This is a genomic window from Streptomyces sp. NPDC001270, from assembly GCF_042896695.1.
In the GTDB taxonomy this organism is placed as follows: domain Bacteria; phylum Actinomycetota; class Actinomycetes; order Streptomycetales; family Streptomycetaceae; genus Streptomyces.
Genome location: NZ_JBIAXM010000010.1, coordinates 207,369 through 226,936 on the forward strand (window position 1 = coordinate 207,369; position 19,568 = coordinate 226,936).

The window sequence follows — 19,568 nt, forward strand, 5'->3', positions numbered from 1 at the left end:
GCGGCTCCCGGCCGCGGGGGTGTGACGCGTGGGCCGGGCCCGGCGCGTGGGGTGTGCGGGCGCCCGGTTCAGTGGCCGGTCTCGCCGCCGTTGTCCCGGCGGTCGAGGGCGCGCTGGAGGGCCGCGGCGGCGTTCTTGCGGTCGGAATCGCTCGTGCGGGACACGTGGCGGACTCGGCGGCGGACGGTCGTCTCGGCCATGGGAATCGACTCCTTCGGGATGCATCTGGAGTACGGGAAAAGGGGGGTGCGAGACGCCGGAGGGGCGGGGAGCGGCGCCGCAGGGATTGCCTGCACGGGCCCGGCTCACGACCGCCATTCGCTGGATCGAGCGAGACGTTCGGCTCCTACAAAAGTAAGGGAGGAGCACGCTTCTGTCTCTACAATTAGTCGGACTTCCTACTATCTGAGACGGCGCACCTGGCCACACGGCTCTGACCTGCGAATTCATCGCCCGGCGGTCAGAGCACGTCCCCGTCGCGCCAGTCGAAGAGGAGTTCGTGGCCGGGGTCGGGCGGCGCTGCGGGTGCGGGCCACAGGTGAAGGCCGCCCTCCTCGTCCGCGAGGCGCACGATCCCGTCCGGCGAGAGGGCGTGGACGCGGCCGGTCCACAGCCGCCGGCCGCGCGCCGCGCAGAGGCGGGCGCCGTCCTCGCTCGCCGACAGCGCGCCGAGGTCGCAGGCCCGGTCGATCACCTGCTCCAGGGCGCCCATCACCCGGCCGCCCAGGCACTGGCGGCGCTCGGCCGGCCGTACCACGACGGCCTCGGCATGGCCGACGCGCAGCCACCGCCCCCGGTGCCGTGCTCACCGCATGACGACCGACCCGTGCGCCACGATTCCGTCCGCGCCGTGCACCAGGGCGTGCACTCCGCCCAGCGCATGCTCGAAGTCGTCGTCGGCGGACTCGCCCTCGAAACCGACGTGCAGGAGGGAGCGGACGGCGCGCGGTTCGGCGGGGGCCGGCTCGGCGGTATCGGTGCGCACGGTGAAGGCCATGCCTCGATCGTCCCCTGCGCGGCCGGTCTCCCGCGCACCGGCATGGAAACGGGCCGGGAAGCCTGGTTCGTGGAGGTCTCAGGCTTCCCGGCCCGCGTTCGGGGGGCTCGTCAGCCCATGTGCGGGTACGTGTAGTCGGTCGGCGGGACCAGCGCCTCCTTGATGGCGCGGGTCAGCGTCCAGCGCAGCAGGTTCTGCGGGGCGCCGGCCTTGTCGTTGGTGCCGGAGGCACGGCCGCCGCCGAAGGGCTGCTGGCCGACGACGGCGCCGGTCGACTTGTCGTTGATGTAGAAGTTGCCCGCGGCGTAGCGCAGCTTCTCCATCGTGTATGCCGCCGCCGCGCGGTCACCCGAGACGACCGAGCCGGTCAGGGCGTAGTCGGAGACGGACTCCATCTGGGTCAGCATCTCGTCGTAGCGGTCGTCCTCGTAGACGTGGACGGCGAGGACCGGGCCGAAGTACTCGGTACGGAAGACCTCGTTCTCCGGGTCGCTGCACTCGATGACGGTCGGGCGGACGAAGTAGCCGACCGAGTCGTCGTAGGAGCCGCCCGCGACGATCGTGCAGGACGGGTCCTGCCTGGCCCGGTCGATGGCGGCCTTGTTCTTGGCGAAGGCGCGCTCGTCGATCACCGCGCCGACGAAGTTCGCCAGGTCGGTGACGTCACCCATGGTGAGGTAGTCGACCTCGGCCGCGAACTCCTCCTTGAAACCGGAGTTCCAGATGGACGCCGGGATGTAGGCGCGGGAGGTCGCGCTGCACTTCTGGCCCTGGTACTCGAAGGCACCGCGGGTCAGCGCGGTCTTGAGGACGGCGCGGTCGGCGCTCGGGTGGGCGACGACGAAGTCCTTGCCGCCGGTCTCGCCGACCAGCCGCGGGTAGGAGCGGTACGTCTCGATGTTGGCGCCGATCGTCTTCCACAGGTACTGGAAGGTCTTCGTGGAGCCGGTGAAGTGGATTCCGGCCAGGTCCCGGTGGGTCAGGGCGACCTCGGAGACGGCGATGCCGTCGCCGGTGACGAGGTTGATGACGCCCTTGGGCAGACCGGCCTCCTCCAGCAGCTGCATCAGCAGGACCGCCGCGTGGGTCTGGGTCGGCGACGGCTTCCAGACGACCACGTTGCCCATCAGCGCGGGCGCGGTGGGCAGGTTGCCCGCGATGGCGCTGAAGTTGAAGGGCGTGATCGCGTAGACGAAGCCCTCCAGCGGACGGTGGTCGAGGCGGTTCCAGACGCCCGGGGAGTTGGCCGGGGGCTGCTCGGCCAGGATCTGACGGGCGTAGTGGACGTTGAACCGCCAGAAGTCGACCAGCTCGCACGGGGTGTCGATCTCGGCCTGCTGGACGGTCTTCGACTGGCCGAGCATGGTGGAGGCGGCGATGGTCTCGCGCCAGGGGCCGGCCAGCAGCTCGGCGGCGCGCAGGATGATCGCGGCGCGGTCGTCGAAGGACATGGCGCGCCACGCGGGCGCGGCGGCCAGGGCCGCGTCGACGGCGTCCTGGGCGTCCTGCCGGGTGGCGTTGCGGAGCGTGCCGATGACCGCCTTGTGGTGGTGCGGCTGAACGACCTGGAAGGGGTCGCCGCCGCCCATCCGCTTCTCGCCGCCGATGGTGCAGGGCAGGTCGATCGGGTTCTCGGCCAGCTCCTTGAGCTTGGCCTCCAGGCGGGCGCGCTCGGGCGAGCCGGGGGCATAGCCGTGCACCGGCTCGTTGACGGGGGTGGGGACCTGGGTCACAGCGTCCATGAGATCCGTAACTCCTTGACTTGAGCGGTGTGGTTCAGCCCTTGGTGATCATGCTTCGTGCGAAGAACCGCAGGTTGGCCGGCTTCTCCGCGAGGCGCCGCATGAAGTAGCCGTACCAGTCGGTGCCGTACGCGGTGTAGACGCGCATGCGGTGGCCCTCGGCGGCGAGCCGCAGGTGCTCCTCGTTCCGTATCCCGTAGAGCATCTGGAACTCGTACTCGTCGAACTTCCGGCCTGCCTGGCGGGCGAGTTCCTGGGCGATGGAGATCAGCCGTGGGTCGTGGGACCCGATCATCGGATACCCCGTACCCTCCATCAGTGTGCGCAGGATGCGCACATACGCCTTGTCGATCTCGTGTTTTTGCTGGTAGGCGACCTCGGCGGGCTCCTTGTAGGCGCCCTTGACGAGCCGTACCCGGCTGCCGCTCGCGGCGAGCCGGCGGGCGTCGGCCTCGGTACGGAAGAGGTATGCCTGGATGACGCAGCCGGTCTGCGGGAAGTCCTTCCGCAGCTCGTCGTGGATGGCGAACATCGAGTCGAGGGTGGTGTGGTCCTCGGCGTCCAGCGTGACGGTCGTGCCGACCTCGGCGGCGGCCTCGACGACGGAACGCACGTTCTTCAGGGCGAGTTCGTGGCCGTCGGCCAGGGCCTGGCCGAACATGGAGAGCTTGACGGACATCTCGACCTTCCGGCCGAGCCGGAGTTCCTTGAGGTGACCGACCAGTTCCAGGTAGGCGTCCCGGGCCGCGGTGGCCTGCTCGGGCCTGGTGATGTCCTCGCCGACGACGTCCATCGTCAGTTCGAGGCCCTTGGCGGTCAGATCCTGGATGATCGGCACGATGTCGCCGACGGTTTCACCGGGGATGAAGCGGTCGACCACCTGCCTGGTCACCGGGGCGGCGGAGATCAGACGGCGCATCCGGTCACTGCGCGACGCGGCGAGAATCACGGGACCCAGCACGGGGCACCTCCACAGCAGAGCACCAAAGATGCCGACAACCGACTATTCGGGTACGGCACGGGGAACCACCGTGAAACCTATGGATCCATCCGATCGTCAGCCATCGACAGCTGTCACGCATCCGCTCACCGCTTCTCAGACAGATGTATGAAACAGGCCGGAGAATGCGGGAGAATGCCCGGGTGACGGCGGATTACAAGGGTGACTACCAGGAGCTGGTGGACGAGATCTCGGAGCTGCTGGGCGCGCCGGCGACCCTGGAGAACCGGGACTTCGAGCTGATCGCCTTCGGCACGTACGACAGCGAGGGCGAGCTGGACGCGTCCGCCCTCGACCCGGTCCGCACCCGCTCGATCCTGACCCGGCGTTCGACGTCGGCGGTCCGTACCTGGTTCGAGGGCTTCGGCATCACCCGGGCGACCGGGCCGGTACGCATCCCGCCCACCCCGGAGGCCGGGGTGTACCGGGGCCGCATCTGCCTGCCGGTGCGCCATCGGGGTGTCGTCCTCGGCTACGTCTGGCTCCTGGACGACGATCCCGGGCCGACCGAACGGCAGCTGGCCGCGGCCATGGCGGTCACCACCCGGATCGGCGCGCTGCTCGCCGACGAGGCGCAGGCCGGGGCCGACCTGACCAGGGAGCTGCGGGCGGTGCTGACCGCGGAGCGGGACTGGCAGCGGGAGATGGCGGTGGCGGAGCTGCGCACCGGTCTGGGCGGCCGGTCCGAGGGGCCCTACACGATGGTGTGCGTGGCGCCCTGGCCCTCGGCGGCCCCGGACGACGCCCCTTCGGTCCGTACGGTGCCGGGCGCGACCGCGCTGTGCGCGGCGCCGTGGGGCGAGGGCGCCTTCCCCGCGCCCGAGGCGGCCGGGGACGCAGGTCAGGCACTGGCGCTGCTGGTCCGGCTGCGGTCGACGGACGCGCTCGCGCCGGCCGTGTCGGCGGCGGGGCGGCTGCTGGAGCAGGCGGGCGGCAAGCGGCGCCGGGGCGGCGCGGCGGGCGCACGGCGGGCGGCGGGGATCGCGGCCGCGCGGACCGGGCTCGCCGGGCTGGGCGCCGCGTGGCAGGAGGCGGCCGGCGCGGCCCGAGCGGCGCTGGCCGAACCGGGGCTCGGGCCGGTCGCGGAGTGGGCGCGCATCGGCCCGTACCGGCTGCTGACCGCGCTGCCCGCCGAGGTGGCGCACGACCCGGTGGTCGCCCCGCTGCTCGTCCCCGCCCACCGGGAGCTGGCCCGCACCGCCGAGGTGTTCCTCGACTGCGCGGGCCAGGCGTCCCGTACGGCCGCCGAGTTGGGCATCCACCGTCAGACCCTGTACTACCGGCTGTCCCGGGTCGAGCACCTCACCGGTCTGGACCTGGACGACGGCGAGGACCGGTTGCTGCTGCACATGGCACTGAAGGGCGCACGCCTCTGAGCCGCGTACGTCCTCGGCGGCACGCGCCCCGGAGCTACGTGACCTCGGGCGGCCACTGAGCTGCGTACGCCTTCGACGGCACGCGCCCCTGAGCTGCGTACGTCTTCGGCGGCGCGCGTCTCTGAGCGGCATACGTCCCCGGCCGAGCACGCCTCCGGGAACGCCCGCCCTGGGCCGCCGCAGGCTGCTCCTGCTCGGCGCCGCGGCCTTCGGCGCCGCCTCCCTGGTGGCGGCGTACGCGGACAGCCCCGGGACGCTGATCGCGGCCCGCGCGGTCCTCGGCATCGGCGGCGCCACCCTGATGCCCTCGACGATGGCCCTAGTGCGCACCATGTTCACCGACCCCGCGCAGCGCGCGAAGGCGATCGGCCTGTGGTCCGGTGTGATGACGGCGGGCGTCGCGCTCGGCTCGGTGCTCAGCGGCGTCCTGGTCCAGTTCTTCTGGTGGGGCTCCGTCTTCCTGGTGAACCTGCCCGCGATGGCGCTGCTGCTGCTCCTCGGACCGTTCCTGCTGCCCGAGTCGAAGAACCCCGGGGCCGGCCGCTTCGGCTGGCTGAGCATCCCGCTGTCGATGGCCGCGGTCCTGCCCGTGATCTACGGTCTGAAGGAGATCCCGTCGCAGGGCTGGCGCGTGCAGTACAGCGCGTCGATCGCGGCGGGCCTGGTCTTCGCGTTCCTCTTCGTCCGGCGGCAGCGCACGGCCGCGTCCCCGATGATCTCCCCCGCCCTGTTCCGTGCCCGGGGCTACGCCCCCGGAGTCCTGCTGAACCTCGTCTCCTCGTTCGGGATGATGGGCTCGGCCTACTTCACCACGCAGTACCTGCAAGCGGTCCTCGGCAAGAACGCGATGGAGGCGGCCCTGTGGGCGCTGCTGCCCTCGGTGCCGACCGGCGCGGCGGCCCCGCCGGCGGCGGTCCTGGTGCGGCGGGGCGTCGAGCGGGCCCACGTGGTGGCGGCGGGCTTCGCGATCTCGGCGGTCGGCTACGGCCTGCTGTCCCTGGCCGGTACCGGCTCGCTGTGGCTGGTCCTGGTCGCCTGCGGGGTTGCGACATTGTCATGATCATGCCCCAGGTGACCGACCTGGCGCTCAGCACCGCCCCGGCCGAGCGGGCGGGCTCCGCCTCGTCCCTGCTGGAGACCGGCGCCGAGTTCGGCGGCGCCCGCGGGATGGCGGTGCTCGGCTCCATCGGCACCGCCGTCTACCACCACGGGATCCCGGACTCGGCACCCGCCGCGGCGCACGAGACGCTCGGTGGCGCGCCGGCCGTCGCGGGCCGGCTGCCGGGGCGCGCGGGAGAGGCCCTGGCGGCGACCGCGCGGGAGGCATTCACCGACGGGATGCAGGCCGCGGCCGGGGCGGGCGCCGTACTGCCGGCGGTGACCGCGGTGGCCGCGGCGGGGACGCTGCGCGGGAGCCGGACGCCCGACGCCTGGCCGACAAGGAGAACGCCGGGCGGGCCGACCACTCGGTCGGCCCGCCCGGCGCCTGCCGCGGAGCCGGGTTCGGCTCCTGCGAACGGATCTTCCCCCGGGGCACGGGCCCCGGGACCGGGCGGCTCAGGCCAGGTTCACGGACCGGGCCGACGTGGCCCCGATCTCCTCGGCCAGCTCGGTCAGCACACCCGGCGCGACCGTGTCGTCCACGGTGAGCACGGCCAGCGCAGCCCCGCCGACGCCCGCCCGGGACACCTGCATCCCGGCGATGTTGATGCCCGCCTCGCCGAGGATCCGGCCGACGGTGCCGACGACACCCGGACGGTCCTCGTAGCGCAGCACCACCATGTGGTCGGCGAGCGCGAGGTCGACGTCGTACTCACCGACGGCGACGATCTTCTGGACGTTCTTCGGGCCGGCCAGCGTGCCGGAGACCGACACCTCCTCGCCGTCCGCGAGCGTGCCGCGCACGGTGACGACGTTGCGGTGGTCCGTCGACTCGGAGCTGGTCGTCAGCCGCACCTCGACGCCCCGCTCCTGGGCGAACAGCGGCGCGTTCACGTACGACACCGTCTCGGCGACGACGTCCTCGAAGACACCCTTGAGGGCGCTCAGCTCCAGGACCTTCACGTCGTGCTGGGTGATCTCGCCGTACACCTCGACGTCGAGCCGGACGGCGACCTCGCCCGCGAGGGCGGTGAAGATCCGGCCGAGGCGCTCGGCGAGCGGCAGGCCCGGCTTGACGTCCTCGGCGATGACCCCGCCCTGCACGTTCACCGCGTCCGGGACCAGCTCACCGGCGAGGGCGAGCCGCACCGACTTGGCGACCGCGATGCCCGCCTTCTCCTGGGCCTCGTCGGTGGAGGCGCCGAGGTGCGGGGTGGACACGACCTGGTCGAACTGGAACAGCGGGGAGTCCGTGCACGGCTCCTTGGAGTACACGTCGAGGCCGGCGCCGGCCACCCGGCCCTCCTTCAGCGCCGCGTACAGCGCCTCCTCGTCGACGATGCCGCCGCGCGCCGCGTTGACGATGCGCACGGTCGGCTTGACCTTGTGCAGCGCCTCCTCGCCGATGAGCCCCAGGGTCTCGGGGGTCTTCGGCAGGTGCACGGTGATGAAGTCGGACACTTCGAGCAGCTCGTCCAGGGAGAGCACCCTGACGCCCATCTGGGCGGCACGGGCGGGCTGGATGTAGGGGTCGTAGGCGACGACCTTCATCCCGAAGGCGGACATCCGCTGCGCGACGAGCGCGCCGATGCGGCCCAGGCCCACGACGCCGAGGGTCTTCTCGGCCAGCTCGACACCGGTGTACTTGCTGCGCTTCCACTCGCCGTTCTTCAGCGCGGCGTTGGCCTGCGGGATGTTGCGGGCGGTGGCGAGGATCAGGCCGCAGGCCAGCTCGGCGGCGGTGACGATGTTGGACGTCGGCGCGTTGACGACCATCACGCCCGCCTTGGTGGCGGCGGAGACGTCCACGTTGTCCAGGCCGACACCGGCTCGTGCGACGACCTTCAGCTTGTGCGCGGCGGCGATGGCCTCGGCGTCCACCTTGGTGGCGGAGCGGATCAGGATCGCGTCCACGTCGGCGATGGCGGGGATCAGTTCGGCTCGGTCCGCGCCGTTGCAGTGACGGATCTCGAAGTCGGGGCCGAGCGCGTCCACGGTCGCGGGCGACAGCTCTTCGGCGATGAGTACGACAGGTTTCGAGCTCACGTGAGGTCCTCACAAGTCTGGGGGCACCTCCCATGCGTTGAGAGCTAGGGGGGAGCGTGCGGACGGCCGTCCCGACGGCCGCAGGCGGAGGAGGGGGCTAGCCGCGGAAGACGCACGACGCTGTGGGCCCGACGCGTTGTTGTGCAGCAGTGTAGTGGCGGGACCACGTCTGCTTCGCGCCCCTGCGGAAGGATCACCCGTCCGGGTCGGACGGGATGGACGACGGGGCCGGAGCGATCCGCCCCGGCCCCGTGCGTGAGACCTACTCCTCGTCGTTCACCCAGCTCATCAGCTTACGCAGTTCGCTGCCCGTGGTCGCGAGCAGGTTCTCGGCGTCCTGCTTCTTGTACTCGTTGTACTTCTTCAGGCCGCCGTGGTACTCGTCCATCCAGTTCTGGGCGAACGAGCCGTCCTGGATCTCGGCCAGGACCTTCTTCATCTCGGCGCGGGTGGCGTCGGTGATGATCCGCGGACCGGTGACGTAGTCGCCCCATTCGGCGGTCTCGGAGACGGACCAGCGCATCTTCTCCAGGCCGCCCTCGTACATGAGGTCCACGATCAGCTTCAGCTCGTGCAGGCACTCGAAGTAGGCGATCTCCGGCTGGTAGCCCGCCTCGACCAGGGTCTCGAAGCCCGCCTTGACCAGCGCGGAGGTACCGCCGCAGAGCACGGCCTGCTCACCGAACAGGTCGGTCTCGGTCTCCTCGGTGAAGGTCGTCTTGATGACGCCCGCGCGGGTGCCGCCGATGCCCTTGGCGTACGACAGGGCCAGCGCGAAGCCGCTTCCGGAGGCGTCCTGCTCGACGGCCACGATGCAGGGGACGCCGCGGCCCTCCTCGTACTGGCGGCGCACCAGGTGACCCGGGCCCTTCGGCGCGACCATGCAGACGTCCACGCCGGCCGGGGGCTTGATGAAGCCGAAGCGGATGTTGAAGCCGTGGCCGAAGAACAGCGCGTCGCCGTCCTTCAGGTTCGGCGCGATGGACTCCTCGTAGACCTGGCCCTGGATCGGGTCCGGCACCAGGATCATGATGACGTCGGCCTCGGCGGCGGCCTCCGCCGGCGTCACCACGCGCAGGCCCTGCTCCTCAGCCTTCGCCTTGGACTTGGAGCCCTCGTGCAGGCCGACCCGGACGTCGACACCCGAGTCGCGCAGCGACAGGGCGTGCGCGTGGCCCTGGCTGCCGTAGCCGATGACCGCGACCTTGCGGCCCTGGATGATGGACAGGTCGGCGTCAGCGTCGTAGAACAGCTCGGCCACTTTGGGTTCTCTCCTTGGTGTGCAGGTGTTGCTCCCACCGTATGACGGTGGGGGGATGGGACGGTTCGGGGTCTCGGCATACGGGCGGCCGGTGTCACCCGACCACCCGAATGCGCCGTTGGGCCGGCCCGGTCGAGGACCGGGCCGGTCACCCGGTCACGCCGACCGGTCGAGGGCGCGCAGCGAGCGGTCGGTGATCGAGCGGGCGCCGCGCCCGATGGCGATGGTGCCGGACTGGACCAGTTCCTTGATGCCGAACGGCTCCAGCATCTTGAGCATGGCCGTCAGCTTCTCGCCGGAGCCGGTGGCCTCGATGGTCACGGCCTCCGGGGAGACGTCGACGGTCTTGGCGCGGAACAACTGGACGATCTCGACGATCTGCGAGCGCGTCTCGTTGTCGGCGCGCACCTTCACCAGCACGAGTTCCCGCTGGACGGCCTGGGCCGGCTCCAGTTCGACGATCTTCAGGACGTTGACGAGCTTGTTGAGCTGCTTGGTCACCTGCTCCAGCGGCAGGTCCTCGACCCCCACGACGATGGTGATGCGGGAGATGTCGGGGTGTTCGGTGACGCCGACCGCGAGCGAGTCGATGTTGAAGCCGCGGCGGGAGAACAGGGCGGCGATCCGGGTGAGGGTGCCCGGCGTGTTCTCCACCAGGACGGAGAGCGTGTGCTTGGACATGTCTGGTCTTCCTCGCTCAGTCGTCTTCGTTGTCGCCGAAGTCGGGGCGGACGTCCCGGGCGGCCATGATCTCGTCGTTGGAGGTGCCGGCGGCGACCATCGGCCAGACCATCGCGTCCTCGTGGACGATGAAGTCGACGACGACCGGGCGGTCGTTGATCGAGTTCGCCTCCTCGATGGCCTTGTCCAGGTCCTCCGGGGACTCGCACCGGATCGCGTAGCAGCCCATGGCCTCCGACAGCTTCACGAAGTCGGGGACGCGGGTGCCGCTGCTCGGCTCCTTGCCCGTCGCGCCCGGGCCGGAGTGCAGGACGGTGTTGGAGTAGCGCTGGTTGTAGAACAGCGTCTGCCACTGGCGGACCATCCCGAGGGCGCCGTTGTTGATGATGGCGACCTTGATCGGGATGTCGTTCAGGGCGCAGGTGGTCAGTTCCTGATTGGTCATCTGGAAGCAGCCGTCGCCGTCGATCGCCCAGACCGGGCGCTCGGGCCGGCCGGCCTTGGCGCCCATCGCGGCCGGCACCGCGTAGCCCATCGTTCCGGCACCGCCGGAGTTCAGCCAGCCGGCGGGCTTGTCGTACTGGATGAAGTGGGCCGCCCACATCTGATGCTGGCCGACGCCCGCGGCGAAGATCGTTCCCTCGGGTGCCAGCTGTCCGATGCGCTCGATGACCTGCTGCGGGGAGAGCGAGCCGTCCGCGGGCTGGTCGTAGCCGAGCGGGTAGGTCTCGCGCCACCGGTTGAGGTCGTTCCACCAGGCGGTGCAGTCGCCCGCGTGGCCCTCGCTGTGCTCCTTCTGCACGGCCTGGACCAGGTCGGCGATGACCTCGCGGGCGTCCCCGACGATCGGCACGTCGGCGGCGCGGTTCTTGCCGATCTCCGCGGGGTCGATGTCGGCGTGGACGATCTTGGCGTGCGGGGCGAAGCTGTCCAGCTTGCCCGTGACGCGGTCGTCGAAGCGGGCACCGAGGGCGACGATCAGGTCGGCCTTCTGCAGCGCGGTGACGGCGGTGACCGCACCGTGCATGCCCGGCATGCCCACGTGCTGGGGGTGGCTGTCGGGGAACGCGCCGAGCGCCATCAGGGTGGTGGTGACGGGCGCTCCGGTGAGTTCCGCGAGGACCTTCAGCTCGGCGGTGGCCTGGGCCTTGACGACGCCGCCGCCGACGTAGAGGACGGGTCGCCGGGCGGCGGTGATCAGCTTGGCCGCCTCGCGGATCTGCTTGGCGTGCGGCTTGGTCACCGGGCGGTAGCCGGGCAGGTCCATGACCGGCGGCCAGGAGAAGGTGGTCTGCGCCTGGAGGGCGTCCTTGGCGATGTCGACCAGGACCGGGCCGGGCCGGCCGGTGGCGGCGATGTGGAACGCCTCCGCGATCACCCGCGGGATGTCCTCCGCCTTGGTGACCAGGAAGTTGTGCTTGGTGATCGGCATGGTGATGCCGACGATGTCCGCCTCCTGGAAGGCGTCCGTGCCGATCGCCTTGGAGGCGACCTGGCCGGTGATCGCGACCAGCGGCACGGAGTCCATGTTGGCGTCCGCGATGGGCGTGACCAGGTTGGTGGCGCCCGGACCCGAGGTGGCCATGCACACGCCGACCTTGCCGGTCGCCTGCGCGTACCCCGTGGCCGCGTGTCCGGCTCCCTGCTCGTGGCGGACCAGCACGTGACGGACCCGGGTGGAGTCCATCAGCGGGTCGTAGGCGGGGAGGATCGCACCGCCGGGGATGCCGAACACGGTGTCGGCCCCGACCTCCTCAAGCGAGCGGATGAGGGACTGCGCGCCCGTGACGTGCTCGACGGTCGCGGACTGATGTCCTCCGGAACGGGGCCGCGGCTGCGGATGATGGGCCCCGGTGGCCTGCTCGGTCATCGGCAATCTCTTCTCGATGCTGAGGGTTTTTTGCGAAGTTTGTGCGGTATTGGTCTGCTGTACGGCGGGTGCCCGTGCAACAAAAAACCCCTCGTGCCGTAAGGCAAGCGAGGGGAGCGCGCCGGTGAGGTCGCTGGGGGTTCCGGATGTCTCCGGTGGATCCCAGTTCAGCCGACGCGCTGTCCAAGTACGAGGATTCGGGTGCGCATGGCACCGACCCTCCCCCCGGCACGCACTACGTGTCAAGTACGTGGACGGGAGTCTCAATATGTGAGCGAGGGCCCGTACTCCTCCGGGGGCGGCGGGCGCACGTCCTGTGTACACCCGCACGCACACGTGCGCCCGCCTCCCCACGGCTCGTTCACCCCCGCGGCGCAACCGCCGGGGCCGAGGTCACGACCGTGCTCAGCCCGTCGGGTCTGAGCGCTCCCCCGCTCTCCGCGCCGACACCCTGCGGCTCGCGCAGGGCGCCCGCGAAGACCGGTTCGGCCGGTCCGTGCGGCACCGGATAGGAGCCGGATCCGAGCGCCCGGCGCAGCCGGAACTCGTCCAGCGGCTCGGCGAAGGCCAGGCCCTGCCCATGGGTGCAGCCCATGGCGCGCAGGGCCACGACCTGCTCCGGATGGTCCACGCCCTCGGCCACGGACTGCAGCCCGAGGTCGGTGGCGATCCGCAGCAGCCCGCTGGTGATCTTGTGCAGCCGCGCGGACTCGACGACGCCCTCGACCAGGCTGCGGTCGAGTTTCAGCACGTCGACGGGGAGTCTGCGCAGGGCCGTGATCGCCGCGTAGCCGTTGCCGAGGCCGTCCAGTGCGATCCGCACGCCCAGCCGCCTGAGCGCCCCGAGCCGGCGCTCCAGCTCGTCCACGCTGACCCCGGGGTCGGTGTCCGCCAGCTCGATCAGCAGGGATCCCGAGGGCAGCCCGTGCCGGGTCAGCAGGGCCTCCACGGAACCGAGCGGCAGCGACCGGTCCAGCAGCCGCCGCGCGGACATCCGCACCGCCACGGGTACGGCGAGTCCGGTCGCCGCCCGCTCCGCGGCTCGGGCCACCGCCTCCTCCAGGACCCAGCGGTCCAGTTCCGAGGTCCGGTCGCTGTCCTCCGCCACCCGCAGGAATTCGGCCGGTGTGAACAGCACCCCCTGGGAGGAGCGCCAGCGCGCCTGGGCCGAGGCCGACATGACCCGGCCGCTGCCCAGGCACACCACCGGCTGGTGCAGCAGCGTGAACTCGCCGTCGTGCAGCGCGGCGCGCAGCCGGGTGGCCAGCTCCGCCTTCCGTACGACGTCCTGCTGCATCTGCGGCTTGTACAGCTCGACACGGCCTTTTCCGGCCGCCTTGGCGCGGTACATCGCCAGGTCGGCGTTGCGCAGCAGTTCGCCCGCGCCGAGGCCCGGTTCGGCGAACGCGACGCCGATGGAGGCGTTGACCCGGACATCGTTGCCGTCGATCAGATAGGGCTGCGAGAGGGTGACCCGCAGGCGGTCCGCCAGCTCCAGGATGTCGTGCTGCCGGGCGCCGGGGTCCCGGGTGCCGTCCCCGATGATCAGGGCCGCGAACTCGTCGCCGCCCAGCCGGGAGGCGGTGTCTCCCTGCCGGACCGCCTCCTGGAGTCTGCGGGCCGCCTGGACGAGCAGTTCGTCGCCGGCCTGGTGCCCGATCGTGTCGTTGACGGCCTTGAAGCCGTCGAGGTCGATGAAGAGCACGGCCGTGCCGTGCGGGGCCGCGCCGCGGTCGGAGACACGGCGGCCGGACAGCGCCTGCTGCACGCGCCGCGTGAACAGCGCGCGGTTGGGCAGGTCGGTGAGCGGGTCGTGTTCCGCGTTGTGCTGCAACTGTGCCTGCAATCGCGCTCTTTCGGTCACGTCGCGGCTGTTGAAGATGAGGCCGCCGTGATGGCGGTTGACGGTCGACTCGACATTGAGCCAGCCGCCGTCGCCGGACCTGAAACGGCACTCGATGCGGGTGGTGGGTTCTTCGAGGGGACTGGCGGCGAGGAACCGGCGCACCTCGTGCACCACGCAGCCCAGGTCGTCCGGGTGGATGATCATGGCCAGTTCGTTGCCCACCAGGTCCTCCGCCGATCGCCCGTAGACCCCGGCGGCGGCCGGGGAGACGTACCGGAGGGTTCCGTTGGGCGCGGCGATCATGATCACGTCGCTCGACCCCTGCACCAGGGAGCGGAAGTGGTTCTCCTTCTGCGCCAGCTCGTGGGTGAGGGTGATGTTGTCGAGCAGCATGATGCCCTGCCGCACGACGAGCGCGAGCACCACGCACCCGGCCGTCACCAGCACCACGTGATCGGGGCTGCGGCCGTTGAGGACGTTGTACAGGATGCCCAGGGTGCACACGGCGGCGGCCAGGTACGGGGTGAGTGCGGCCAGGGAGCCGGTGAGCGGCCGGCCTGCCGGATACCGACCGTGCTCGCCGCCCTGGCCGGGTACGGGCGAGTACGGGTGGCCGGCGGCCCGCTGCCCCGGCGGGTACGGATCGCCCACGCGCGCGTGGGCGTCGCCGCGGGCCCGCTCGGGCTCCGGCCGGCCATGGCGCGGGGCTGCCGCCCAGGGCGCGTAGGCGAGCAGCAGCGAACCGGCGAACCAGCCCGCGTCGAGCAGTTGCCCGGAGCGGTAACTGCTGTGCAGCAGCGGCGAGGTGAACAGCGCGTCGCACATCACGGTCAGGGCGAGCGCGCCGATCGCCGTGTTCACCGCGGTGCGGTTGCCCGGTGATCGCCGGAAGTGCAGCGCGAGCACCATGCTGACCAGGGCGATGTCGAGGAGCGGATACGCCAGCGACAGCGCCGTGTGCGCGACGCTCGGCCCGTCGAACCTGGCGGCCTGCGCCAGCGCGAGGCTCCACGACAGGGTGAGCAGCGAACCGCCGATCAGCCAGGCGTCCAGCGCCAGGCAGATCCAGCCCGCTCTCGTCACCGGCCGCTTGGCGAGGACCAGCAGGCCCACGATCGCGGGCGGCGCGAAGCACAGGAAGAACAGGTCGGCGAAGCTGGGGCTGGGCATGGGCCGGCGCAGCACGACCTCGTACCACCCCCAGACCGCGTTGCCGAAAGCCACCATCGCCGAGGAGAGGGCGAACAGCAGCCAGGCGGGCCGAAAGCGGACACGGTGTCTGCGGGCGTAGAACAGACACGAGACCGCGGCGGTGCCCGCCGCCGCGGCCAGCCCGAAGTCACCCATGATCAGCGCGATTTCGCTCGAACCCCAGTCGAGCGCGGAACCGACGGCGTAGCCCGCGCACAACAGAGCCAGAACGAGCTGATGGACCATGCTGGTCCCGCCGCCGACGGCAGGCGGACGGGGCAGCGGCGCCCCTGCCGGTCGCTGCGCCCGCAGCGACCCGGGCAGGGTGGTGGTCGTCACCGTGGGCGGCGAGGTCACCGGACCCTCCGGATCCGTACCGTTCCCGGGTCCCGGGGGTCCAGGTGGACAAGCCTTCTGCGCCCGCTGTGCCTGCGGTGATGGCTGGTGTGGTGGCCGCGTCTGTGCGCCGCCGTGCGCCAGGGTCGTCGGCGGCCCCGCCGCGTCGGATCGTTCGTCCATAGGCCGTGCATCGCCCGTCGCCCCCCTCACATCTCTGAAATGTCCATCCCCGGCGCCGAACGGTGCGCGGCGCAGCCCCTGTCGGGACGATACACCAGTCTCGTCACTCAGGGACATAGCCCCTCTACGCTCAGTGACGAACAGTGAGATTCGGGTACCCCTCGCGTCCGGAAAACTGCGGAGCGTACCGAAAACGGATCACGTGTCTGCTACGTCGGCCGTCCCGCGCGCGTGGACTCGGTGGAGCCGACGGGGCCCGTGGAGTCCGCGGAGCCCGTCGTGAGGATCACGTTGCGCAGCGGCTCCCGGTTCACGAAGCGGGTCAACTGGTCCCTCAGCAGCCGCTTGGCGCGCGGCAGGAAAGCCGACGTGGCGCCGCCCACATGCGGGCTGATCAGCACACCGGGCGCCTGCCACAGGGGGTGGCCCGGGGGCAGCGGTTCGGGGTCCGTCACGTCCAGGGCGGCGGTGATGCGACCGCTCTCCAGCGCCGCGAGCAGCGCCCCGGTGTCGACGACGGGTCCACGGGCGACGTTCACCAGCAGTGCCCCGTCCTTCATCCGCGCGAGGAAGTCGGCGTTGACAAGGCCCCGTGTGCTCTCGCTCAGGGGCGTGGAGAGAATCACGACGTCCGCTTCCGGCAGCAGGGCGGGCAGTTCGGTGAGCGGATGCACCGGACCGCGCTCCGCGGTGCGCCCGGAGCGCGCAACCCGCGCCACCCGCGCGAGTTCGAAGGGCGCGAGCCGGTCCTCGATGGCCGCGCCGATGGATCCGTAACCGACTATGAGCACGGTCTTGTCGGCCAGCGCCGGGTGGAACCCGCCGCGCCACTCCCCTCTGTCCTGGCGGCGCACGAAGTCCGGGACGCCGCGCAGCGAAGCGAGGATCAGCGCCAGCGTCAGCTCGCTCGTGCTCGCCTCGTGCACGCCGCGCGCGTTGCACAGCCGGACGCCCGGACGCAGGTGCGTCAGGCCCGGCTGCACGTGGTCGATGCCCGCGGACATCGTCTGCACGACCCGCACGGTGCTCATGTCCCGCATCGGGCGGACGCACAGGTCGCTGGGCTGCATGTAGGGGACGACGTAGAAGGCGCAGTCGGCCGGGTCCGCGGGGAACTTCTCCTCCCCGTTCCAGAACAGGTAGTCGGGCCCGTCGGGAAGCCCTTCGATCTCCTCCGGCGGAATGGGCAGCCATACGTCTGCAGTCATGGTCCCGAGGCTATGTCAGGCTCGGAGGAGGCAGGGGCTAGGTTGGGGGCCCGAGAGGGAGGTTCACGAGCAGGTGGAGCGCAGGACGATCGGCGCGGGGGCGCTCGCGGTGGGGGCCGTCGGACTCGGCTGTATGCCGATGAGCTGGGCGTACAGCGGGTCGCGGCAGCGTGGGGACGAATCGGTGAGGGCCGTGCACCGGGCCCTGGACCTCGGTTCCACGCTCCTGGACACGGCGGACATGTACGGCCCGTTCACCAACGAGCTGCTGATCGGCCGGGTGCTGAAGGAGCGGCGCGCGGACGCGTTCGTGTCGACCAAGGTCGGTCTGCTGGTGGGCGAGCAGCACATCGTGGCCAACGGCCGCCCGGGGTACGTGCGGCGGGCGTGCGACGCGTCGCTGCGCCGGTTGCAGACGGACGTGATCGACCTGTACCAGCTCCACCGCGCCGATCCGGAGGTGCCGGTCGAGGAGACGTGGGGCGCGATGGCGGAACTGGTACGGGCCGGCAAGGTCCGCGCGCTCGGCCTGTGCGCGGTGGGCGCGCGCGGCGGGCGCCGCTCGGGTGCGGGGCTGCACGACGCGACCCTGCGGCAGCTCCGGCGCGTCCAGCAGGTCTTCCCGGTGAGCGCGGTGCAGGCGGAGCTGTCGGTGTGGTCGCGCGAGGCGCTGGACGCGCTGCTGCCGTGGTGCGCGGCGCACGGGGTGGGCCTCCTCGCCGCGATGCCGCTCGGCAACGGCTTCCTGACCGGCACGCTGACCCCGGGCGAGGGCTTCGAACCGGACGACGTCCGGGCCCGCCATCCGCGCTTCACGGCCGAGATGATGGCCGCCAACCAGCCCATCGTCGCCGGGCTGCGCCGGGTCGCCCGGCGGCACGGCGAGCAGGTCACGCCGGCCCAGGTGGCCCTGGCCTGGGTCCTGGCGCAGGGTCGGCACGTGATCGCGGTGCCGGGTGCCAAGCGGGAGCGCTGGGTGACGGAGAACGCGAAGGCGCCGTCGCTGACCCTGACCTCCCAGGACCTGACGGATCTGGCCCAGCTCCCCGCGGCCGTGGGGTCCTGGGACTGAGGGCCGCCGCCGCGTCGGACCGCTCGTCGCCCTCGTCGCTCCCTCAGCCCCCTCAGCCCCCTCAGCCCCCTCAGCCCCCTCAGCCCCCTCAGCTCCCGGCGCGGATCATGGAGTTCGGTGCGCCGGGATGGGAACCCGGCGGGCGCGAGCGGTGTATGAGATACAGAAGCCGCCGCCGCGTCGAAGGGACCCTGATCGTGCAACGTCGAGCTGTGACAGCCGTGCTGGCCGCCACCGCACTCCTGCTGACGGCCGGCTGCTCCTCCGACTGGAGCGGCCCACCGGGCACGGACGGGAGTACGACGGCGCGGGGGACGGCCTCCAGCGCCGCCCCGTCCGCGTCCTCGACCGAGTCGGCGCCGCCCGCGAAGGGCTCGGTGAAGGTGGTGCGGACCGTCACGGAGGGGCTGAAGTCGCCGTGGGGCCTGGCGCCCCTGCCCGACGGCGGGCTGCTCGTCTCCTCGCGGGACGAGGGGACGATCACCAGAGTCGACGAGAAGACGGGCAAACAGACCCAGCTGGGCAAGGTCTCCGGCGTCTCCCCGGACGGTGAGGGCGGCCTCCTGGGCATCGCCCTCTCCCCCGACTACGCCGCCGACCACATGGTCTACGCATACTTCACCTCGGCCTCGGACAACCGGATCGTCCGCATGCTCTACGACGCGGGCAAGCCGGCCGGTGAACAACTCGGCGCGCCGGACACGGTCTTCAAAGCCATCCCCAAGGGCTTCATCCACAACGGCGGCCGTATCGCCTTCGGCCCCGACGGCATGCTCTACGCGGGCACGGGCGAGAGCGGCACGAAGGGCCTGTCCCAGGACAAGAAGTCCCTGGGCGGCAAGATCCTGCGCATGACCCCGGAGGGCGAGCCGGCCCCGGGCAACCCGTTCCCGGACTCCGTCGTGTACACCTACGGCCACCGCAATGTGCAGGGCCTCGCCTGGGACGACGAACAGCGCCTGTTCGCCTCGGAGTTCGGCCAGGACACCTGGGACGAGCTGAACGCGATCAAGCCCGGTGACAACTACGGCTGGCCGGATGCCGAGGGCACATCGTCCGACAAGCGGTTCCACAACCCCATAGCCCAGTGGCACACGGACGTCGCCTCCCCCAGCGGCATCGCCTATGTGAACGGCGTCATCTGGATGGCCGGACTCAAAGGCGAGCGCCTGTGGCGCATCCCGCTGAAGGGCACCGAGGCGGCGGCGAAGCCCGCGGCATTCCTCACCGGAACCCACGGCCGCCTGCGCACGGTGGTCGCGGCCGGCGGCGACAAACTGTGGCTGGTCACGAGCAACACGGACGGCAGAGGGACGCCGAAGTCGGGGGACGACCGGATCCTGGAGCTGGAGGTCAGGTGAGCGCTGGAGGTCAGGTGAGCGGAGGTGTCAGCGGTGTCATACGTCGTCGACGGGCGGCTTGGCCTCGTCCTGCGCGGGGGCCGGCGCTGTCGCCGGCAGGCGTATGACCGCCTTTCCGGACGACAGATCGATGGGGCCCCGTCCGGGATCGTTGTCACCGACGTCCTCGCGGGTCAGTTCAAGCCGGTTCTCTTCGTCCCGGGTGTGATTGCGGCCGGGCGCGAACAGTTCCTCGAAGGCGTTGAACATGATCTTTCCCCCGCTTTCTCCCCCGTACGGCTTTTCTCCAGCGTAGAT

Annotated in this window: 13 protein-coding genes and 2 pseudogenes; 4 read left to right on the forward strand and 11 right to left on the reverse strand. The window is 71.3% G+C overall.

What is annotated here, in order from left to right; genetic code table 11:
* Positions 1-68 precede the first annotated feature (68 nt).
* From ACFY2B_RS19155 to ACFY2B_RS19170, 4 genes and pseudogenes are all read right to left on the reverse strand, one after another.
* Entirely contained in the window at positions 69-200 is a 132-nt protein-coding gene (locus ACFY2B_RS19155; protein ID WP_294004210.1) for a hypothetical protein, read from the reverse strand.
* 260 nt (positions 201-460) lie between these two features.
* Positions 461-997 (reverse strand): annotated as a pseudogene (locus ACFY2B_RS19160) (aminoglycoside 2'-N-acetyltransferase).
* 110 nt (positions 998-1,107) lie between these two features.
* The gene (pruA, locus tag ACFY2B_RS19165; RefSeq protein WP_390764270.1) at positions 1,108-2,739 is read right to left on the reverse strand and encodes an L-glutamate gamma-semialdehyde dehydrogenase; all 1,632 of its coding nucleotides are present in this window, start codon (positions 2,737-2,739) and stop codon (positions 1,108-1,110) included.
* Between the two features lie 34 nt (positions 2,740-2,773).
* On the reverse strand, positions 2,774-3,700 hold the full coding sequence (locus ACFY2B_RS19170; protein ID WP_390764271.1) for a proline dehydrogenase family protein: 927 nt from the start codon (positions 3,698-3,700) through the stop codon (positions 2,774-2,776).
* A gap of 164 nt (positions 3,701-3,864) precedes the next feature.
* Here ACFY2B_RS19170 and ACFY2B_RS19175 point away from each other — a divergent pair, with 164 nt between their 5' ends.
* Positions 3,865-5,115 (forward strand): PucR family transcriptional regulator, encoded by a 1,251-nt coding sequence (locus ACFY2B_RS19175; protein WP_390764272.1) that lies wholly within the window; start codon positions 3,865-3,867, stop codon positions 5,113-5,115.
* A gap of 169 nt (positions 5,116-5,284) precedes the next feature.
* Positions 5,285-6,543: pseudogene (locus ACFY2B_RS19180) on the forward strand (MFS transporter); the annotation flags it as partial.
* Between the two features lie 129 nt (positions 6,544-6,672).
* Here ACFY2B_RS19180 and serA read toward each other — a convergent pair.
* From serA to ACFY2B_RS19210, 6 genes are all read right to left on the reverse strand, one after another.
* Complete coding sequence (gene serA, locus ACFY2B_RS19185; protein ID WP_376532752.1) at positions 6,673-8,262, reverse strand: phosphoglycerate dehydrogenase; 1,590 nt, start codon at positions 8,260-8,262, stop codon at positions 6,673-6,675.
* Between the two features lie 262 nt (positions 8,263-8,524).
* On the reverse strand, positions 8,525-9,523 hold the full coding sequence (gene ilvC / locus ACFY2B_RS19190) for a ketol-acid reductoisomerase (RefSeq protein ID WP_376532754.1): 999 nt from the start codon (positions 9,521-9,523) through the stop codon (positions 8,525-8,527).
* 156 nt (positions 9,524-9,679) lie between these two features.
* Positions 9,680-10,204: an acetolactate synthase small subunit gene (ilvN, locus tag ACFY2B_RS19195; RefSeq protein WP_390764273.1), complete on the reverse strand. Its 525-nt coding sequence runs from the start codon at positions 10,202-10,204 to the stop codon at positions 9,680-9,682.
* Between the two features lie 16 nt (positions 10,205-10,220).
* Positions 10,221-12,074: an acetolactate synthase large subunit gene (locus ACFY2B_RS19200; RefSeq protein WP_390764274.1), complete on the reverse strand. Its 1,854-nt coding sequence runs from the start codon at positions 12,072-12,074 to the stop codon at positions 10,221-10,223.
* A 361-nt stretch (positions 12,075-12,435) separates the two neighbouring features.
* Entirely contained in the window at positions 12,436-15,468 is a 3,033-nt protein-coding gene (locus tag ACFY2B_RS19205; protein WP_390764275.1) for a putative bifunctional diguanylate cyclase/phosphodiesterase, read from the reverse strand.
* 371 nt (positions 15,469-15,839) lie between these two features.
* Positions 15,840-16,838, reverse strand: a complete 999-nt coding sequence (locus ACFY2B_RS19210) for a 2-hydroxyacid dehydrogenase (RefSeq protein ID WP_390764276.1) — start codon at positions 16,836-16,838, stop codon at positions 15,840-15,842.
* 73 nt (positions 16,839-16,911) lie between these two features.
* Between ACFY2B_RS19210 and ACFY2B_RS19215 the strand changes: the two genes are divergently transcribed.
* Positions 16,912-17,910 carry an aldo/keto reductase gene (locus ACFY2B_RS19215; protein WP_390764277.1) on the forward strand — a complete coding sequence of 333 codons (999 nt, stop codon included), beginning with the start codon at positions 16,912-16,914 and terminating at the stop codon, positions 17,908-17,910.
* 155 nt (positions 17,911-18,065) lie between these two features.
* A complete protein-coding gene (locus tag ACFY2B_RS19220; protein WP_390764278.1) occupies positions 18,066-19,271 on the forward strand; it encodes a PQQ-dependent sugar dehydrogenase in 1,206 nt (401 codons plus the stop codon).
* A 36-nt stretch (positions 19,272-19,307) separates the two neighbouring features.
* Here ACFY2B_RS19220 and ACFY2B_RS19225 read toward each other — a convergent pair whose 3' ends face one another.
* On the reverse strand, positions 19,308-19,520 hold the full coding sequence (locus ACFY2B_RS19225; RefSeq protein WP_390764279.1) for a DUF6191 domain-containing protein: 213 nt from the start codon (positions 19,518-19,520) through the stop codon (positions 19,308-19,310).
* Positions 19,521-19,568 lie beyond the last annotated feature (48 nt).